The sequence below is a fragment of the Thiocapsa sp. genome (genome assembly GCF_035467215.1).
Taxonomy (GTDB): domain Bacteria; phylum Pseudomonadota; class Gammaproteobacteria; order Chromatiales; family Chromatiaceae; genus Thiocapsa.
Genome location: NZ_DATITZ010000022.1, coordinates 1 through 6117, shown reverse-complemented (window position 1 = coordinate 6117; position 6117 = coordinate 1). Strand labels below are relative to the sequence as shown.

The 6117-nt window shown below is 66.2% G+C and carries 6 protein-coding genes; 4 read left to right on the top strand and 2 right to left on the bottom strand.

From position 1 onward, the window contains the following. Both ptsP and VLR48_RS01185 read right to left on the bottom strand, forming a co-directional pair. Positions 1-2097, bottom strand: a 2097-nt coding sequence (gene ptsP, locus VLR48_RS01190; RefSeq protein WP_325290027.1) for a phosphoenolpyruvate--protein phosphotransferase, incomplete at its 3' end; no start/stop codon positions are given. Between the two features lie 98 nt (positions 2098-2195). After that, positions 2196-2735: an RNA pyrophosphohydrolase gene (locus VLR48_RS01185; protein WP_325290026.1), complete on the bottom strand. Its 540-nt coding sequence runs from the start codon at positions 2733-2735 to the stop codon at positions 2196-2198. A gap of 276 nt (positions 2736-3011) precedes the next feature. On the opposite strand from VLR48_RS01185, the gene VLR48_RS01180 reads away from it, so the two are divergent. From VLR48_RS01180 to VLR48_RS01165, 4 genes are all read left to right on the top strand, one after another. Beyond that, positions 3012-3668 (top strand): HAD family hydrolase, encoded by a 657-nt coding sequence (locus VLR48_RS01180; RefSeq protein WP_325290025.1) that lies wholly within the window; start codon positions 3012-3014, stop codon positions 3666-3668. Between the two features lie 167 nt (positions 3669-3835). Next, entirely contained in the window at positions 3836-4603 is a 768-nt protein-coding gene (locus VLR48_RS01175) for a GNAT family N-acetyltransferase (protein WP_325290024.1), read from the top strand. A gap of 52 nt (positions 4604-4655) precedes the next feature. Next, on the top strand, positions 4656-5474 hold the full coding sequence (locus VLR48_RS01170) for a lysophospholipid acyltransferase family protein (RefSeq protein ID WP_325290023.1): 819 nt from the start codon (positions 4656-4658) through the stop codon (positions 5472-5474). Then, positions 5464-6117: glycosyltransferase (locus tag VLR48_RS01165; RefSeq protein WP_325290022.1), on the top strand; the 654-nt coding region annotated here is incomplete at its 3' end. The genes VLR48_RS01170 and VLR48_RS01165, both read left to right, overlap by 11 nt.

Below are 6117 nucleotides of genomic sequence, written 5' to 3'. Positions count from 1 at the left end.
CCCGGCGCCCATACTGAGGCTATGTACGCCCATCCCGAGCAAGAGGAAGGCTGCAAGCGGATCTCCGGCCATCTCGCCGCAGACGCTCACCTCGCGACCATGCACCCGCGCGCCCGCAAGGATCTGCAACAGTGCCCGCAGCACCGCGGGGTGAAACTCGTCGTAGAGCTTTGCGACGTGGGCATTGTTGCGATCGACCGCGAGTAGATACTGGGTCAGGTCGTTGGTCCCGACGGAGAGGAAATCGACCCGTCGCGCCAACGCCTCGCACTGATAGACGGCAGCCGGGACCTCGATCATCACGCCGATCGGCGGCAAGCGGACCTGATAGCCCTCCTCGAGCAGCTCCTCGTGCGCGCGATGGATGAGCAGCAGCGCCTCGTCGACCTCGCCGACCGTGCTGATCATCGGCAACAGGATCTGTAGATTATCCAGCCCGATGGACGCGCGCAAAATGGCGCGCACCTGGGTCAAAAAGATCTCGGGCTGATCGAGCGTGATGCGGATGCCGCGCCAGCCCAAGAATGGATTGGCCTCGTGCATCGGAAAATAGGGCAACGGCTTGTCACCGCCGATGTCCAGGGTGCGGATGGTCACCGGCCGCGGCGCGAACAGCTCGAGCACCTGTCGATAGTTCGACATCTGCGCCGCCTCGCCGGGGAAGGTATCGCGCACGATGAAGGGTAGCTCGGTGCGGTAGAGCCCGACACCTGCGGACTCCTCGATGCCGAGCGGACGCGCCTCGGAGACCAGCCCCGTGTTCAGATAGAGCGGCACCAGATAGCCGTCGGTGGTTTCGGCCGGGAGATGGCGCAATGCCTGCAGCTCGCTGGTCAGGGCCGCGTCGTCCTCGGCAAGACGCTGATACTCGGCGCGGACGGTCGGGCCGGGCGCGACATAGACTCGCCCGCGGTAACCGTCCACCACCAGCTCGCGTCCCTCGACGCGCCCGACCGGCAGGTCGGCAACGGCCATCGCCGCAGGCACGCCCATCCCGCGCGCCAGGATGCCGACATGCGAGGAGCCCGAGCCGGTGGTCGAGACGATCCCCGCCAGCATCTCGCGCGGGACGTCGGCGATCTGCATGGCGCTGAGCTCGTCGCCGACCAGGATGGTGTTGGGCACGTATTGGATCGGCGCCGCGGTCAACTTCTGCAGATGGGTCAGGATGCAGCGGCCGAGATCGCGCACGTCGGAGGCGCGCTCGCGCAGATAGGCATCGTCCATGTCGTCGAACACCTTGGCGTGCTCGGCGATGGTCTCGCGCAGCGCCCCGGGCGCCCAATTGCCGGCGCGGATGCGCGAGAGGGTCCCGTCGATCAGGGTGTCGCTCTCGAGCATCAGACGCCAGGCGTCGAACAGGGCCATGTCTTCGGCGCTGAGGTGCGCCTGGGTCCGCACCGCGAAGCGGTCCAGATCCTCGGCCACATGCTCCACGGCACCGAGAAAATCCTTGGCCTCGTTGTCGAGGTTCTCGGCGCGCCGATCCGGAACGGCGTTGAGATCGGCCGGCGGGTAGACCACCACGGCGGTCCCGATGCCGATGCCGGGCGAGGCCGGCAAGCCGGGCAGGAAGCGCTGCGGGATCCCGTCGTCCTGCAGACGCGCCAGCTCGCCGTTGGTGCGTGCGAAGGTGATGGCGCCGGCGAGCTGCGACGCGAGTGTCACCACGAAGGTGACCTCGTCGTCGCCGAAATGGCGTTTCTCGCGTTGCCGCAGGACCAGCACGCCCAAGACCTTGCGATTCTGGATGATGGGCGCGCCGAGGAAACCGTGATAGTGCTCTTCGCCGGTGTCCGTGATGCGTTGGTAGCGCGGATGGCTGACCGCGTCGTCCAGATTGATCGGCTCGGCACGTTCGCTGACCAAGCCGATCAGCCCGCGCCCCAGCTCCAACCGCACCCGACCGACCGCCTTGGCGCGCAGCCCGTCGGTGGCATGCAGGACATGCCGACGGTTGTCGAAATCGTTGAGATAGACCGAGCAGACGTCTGCCCCGACGGCCTGTTTGACCCGCTGAACGATGATAGTAAGCGCGCGCTCGAGGTCGGGGGCGTTGTTGACCTCCTGCACGATGCGGCGCAGCGATTCGAGCATCGGCAAGCGTTGGCTTGCAGCCGCCGAGGACCCGGCAACCGACGCGCCGCTGTCGAGCCCGACCGACCCTCGCTCGAGGTCCTCTGCGGCGAGCCCTGTCATCGTCCGCGCTGATGCATCAAGCCGACCACCCGGGACTGGGCGTCCTCACGGGCGGGCGGACCCTCCGGGTACAGGCTCGGGGCGAGCTCCTCGAGCGCCTGCATGTAGACGCGGCGCTTGAAGTAGACCACCTCATGCAGCGGCTGCCAGTAGCGCACCCAGCGCCAGGCATCGAATTCGGGCTTGTCGGTCTTGTCCAGACAGAAGGCGTCCTCGCCGCAATCCACCCGCAACATGAACCACACCTGCTTCTGGCCGATGCAGGTCGGACCGCAATGCCGACGGATGTAGCGTTTGGGAAGGTGATATCTAAGCCAACCGCGGGTGCAGCCGAGGATGGTGACCTGCCGGGGCTGAAGCCCGACCTCCTCCTCGAGCTCGCGATACATGGCCTGCTCGGGTGTTTCGTCCGAATGGATCCCGCCCTGCGGAAACTGCCAAGCGTTCTGGCCGACGCGACGACCCCAAAATAGACGCCGGTCCTGATTGCTCAGGATAATGCCGACGTTGGGTCTGAAACCGTCGTGATCGATCAAGGAGACGCGTCCGTGAGGCCATGATGCTTCATTCTTCCACATCCGGCGCATGACCGGCAAGCAGACACCTGTATAAGCGATTGCCACTCAACGGCTTTCGCATGCCCTCGGAAACGGCCTCGAGGCACCGTCTTCGGGTACCGGGCCAACGCGCCCGCCACGGCTTGAAACCCCGGTATGATTCCGCGAACATCCGGCGAGGCGAGGCAACACGCCGGCATCCGCGCAGGACGCCGACGCGCATCGCACCGCGAGACATCAACCGAAGGACACGACATGGCGCTGGCGATCTTCGATCTGGACAACACCCTCCTGGCAGGCGACTCCGATTATCTGTGGGGCCGATTCCTCGCCGCCGAGGGGATCGTCGATGCAGACTATTACGAGAGCGAGAACGAGCGCTTCTATCGCGAATATAAGGACGGCACCCTGGATATCGCTGAATTCTTGAGGTTCTCGCTGCGGCCGCTGCGAGAGCACCCGCGCGCGCATCTCGAAGCGCTGCGCGAGCGGTTCGTCGCCGAGCTGATCGAGCCCATCATGCTCCCGGCCGCCAGAGACCTCGTCGAGTCGCACCGCGAGGCCGGAGACACACTCATGATCATCACCGCGACGAACGCCTTCGTCACGGCACCGATCGCGGAGCGCTTCGGAATCGCCCATCTGATCGCGACGCTGCCTGCCGAGGAGAACGGGTGCTTCACCGGCGAACCCGCCGGCCAACCGGCGTTCCGGGAGGGCAAGGTCGAGCGTCTGCAGACCTGGCTGCGCGAGCATCGCGAGAATCTCGACGGGAGCAGCTTCTACAGCGACTCGCACAACGATCTTCCGCTGCTGGAACGCGTCGATCGGCCGATTGCGGTCGACCCCGATCCGCAGCTGCGCGAGACAGCCCGGTCGCGCGGTTGGCCCGTCATCTCGCTGAGACCCTGAAGCCGGGGCGCAACGCCGCCCGCGACCCTCCCAGCGACCCCTCCAGCGCCCCTCACGTCGGCGTTCGCATCGACGTTCACGGCGGCGTCACGCAGCCCACACACGCCCGCAATACTCCGTATCTATGATTGCCCTCCACGCAAAGGTTCTTTTTCCGAGGGCATGCAATGGTTGCGACTGCGTCTGCGTTGACCGCCAAGCGCGGGGAACGCCTCTTCGTCGAGCTCGCCGCGTCCGAGTCGGAGATCCGCGAGGCGCAAGCCCTCAGGTATCGGGTCTTCGGCGAGGAGTTGGGCGCAAAGCTGAAGACGGGCTCGAGCGGACTGGACATAGACGATCTCGATGCCTACTGCCAACACCTCCTGGTGCGCGATACGCGCACCGGCGAGGTCGTCGGCTGCACGCGGATCCTGACCGACCGCAACGCCGCGCGTATCGGTCGCTTCTACTCCGAGAGCGAATTCGACTTGGGGGCGATCCCCCGGCTTAAGGGCCGTCTCCTGGAGGTCGGTCGGACCTGCATCTCGGCCGAGTTTCGACAAGGCCCGGCGATCGCCGTGCTCTGGTCCGGCCTGGCCGGTTTCATCCAGCTCCACGGGTTCGACTATCTGTTCGGCTGCGCCAGCATGCCGCTCGGCGAAGACGACATCCAGGCCGCGGCCATCATGAACCGCTTGCGGCGACACGCCATGGTCTCGCCCGATTTACGGGTCGTCCCGCGGGTGCCGCTGCGCACCGCGCAGGTGCCCGACGACGTCCTGGATGCACCGCTGCCGGCCTTGCTGCGCACCTACGTGAGGCTGGGCGCAAAGGTCTGCGGAGAGCCCTGTCGCGACCCCGATTTCGGCGTGGCGGATGTGCTCATGCTGCTCGATGTGGATGCGCTGAATCCGACCTACTCGCGACATTTTTTCGATCGTACGGCGAGTCTGTGACGCGATGAGGCACGCGCGATCGATCCGCAGGCTTGCACTGATCCTCGCTCACTTGAGCAAAGGCGCAACGCTCGCGCTCTACATCGGTCTCCTTTCGCGACTCGGCCGACGGCCGCCGCCGATCGCGGCCATGACCCGACGCTGGCAACGACGGCTCTGCGAGATTCTGGGCATCCGGATTCGCGTCCGCGGCTGCGCGCAGCCAGGATGTCTCCTGATCGGCAACCACATCTCCTGGCTCGACATCCCCGTGGTCGGCGCACAAGGCGAGATCGCGTTCCTCTCCAAGGCCGAGGTGCGCGATTGGCCCCTGATCGGCTGGCTGGCGGAGACCGCGGGCACCTTGTTCGTCGAGCGCGGCGCCATCCGCATCGACGAGATTGCCGGAATGCTCCGCAAGATCGGCGGCGAGCAGACCTTGATGCTCTTTCCCGAGGGCACGACAAGCGATGGCTCGGGCGTACTGCGATTCCACCCGCGTCTCTTCGCGCTTGCGCAGGAGACCGGGCTGAGGATTCAGCCGGTAGCGATCGCCTACCGCGGCCACGCACAGGAGATGCCCGACACCGTTGCGCCCTTCATCGGCGACGACACCCTACTCGCCCATCTGGTGCGGGTGATTCGCCACCCCGGGCTCACCGCAGAGGTCCATTTCCTCCCGCCGGTGGCGCTCGACGAAGACAACAACACCCGGCGTCTCCTCGCCGAACGCACCCGCACCGCGATCGTCGAAGCACTCGGCATGCAACCGGATGCCTTGCCGCAACGCTCGCTCGGAGCGCGTCCGGAACCGACCCCGGGCGCGATTGCAGACCCGACCCCGGGCCGCCCGGAATCCATACCGACGGGTGGAATGGCTCATGTCGCCTGACCTCATTTCCCCGGAAACCGATACGGTTTCCGGGCTGCGCATCGCGATCGTCACCGAGACCTATCCGCCCGAGATCAACGGCGTCGCCCACACCATGCGGCATCTCGCCGAGGGCTTGGCCGAGCGCGGGCACGCCGTTCAACTCATCCGCCCTCGACAGCACGGAGAGCAACGCGACCCGGCTGCACCGACGCTCGGCCGAATCGGCGTACACCTCGTCCCCGGCCTGCCGATCCCCGGTTACCGAGGTCTGCGATTCGGACTGCCGGTCTATTGGCGGCTGCGCCGCCTCTGGGGCCGCGCCGCGCCGGACCTCGTCTACATCGCGACCCAGGGCCCACTCGGCCACGCCGCGCTCTCCGCCGCGCACCGTCGCGGGATCCCGACGGTAACGGGATTTCACACCCAGTTTCAGCAGTACAGTCAACATTACGGTCTCGGCCTCTTCACCCATCAGATCGCCGAGACGCTGCGCCATTTCCACAACCGATCGGATGCGACCCTGGTCCCCACCGCCGAGCTTAAGGCGGAGCTTTCGCGCGAGGGATTCCACGATGTCCATGTCTTCGGCCGCGGCGTGGACGTCGATCTCTTCTCGCCCGCTTGGAGAGACGAGGCATTGAGACGCAGCTGGGGCTGCGAC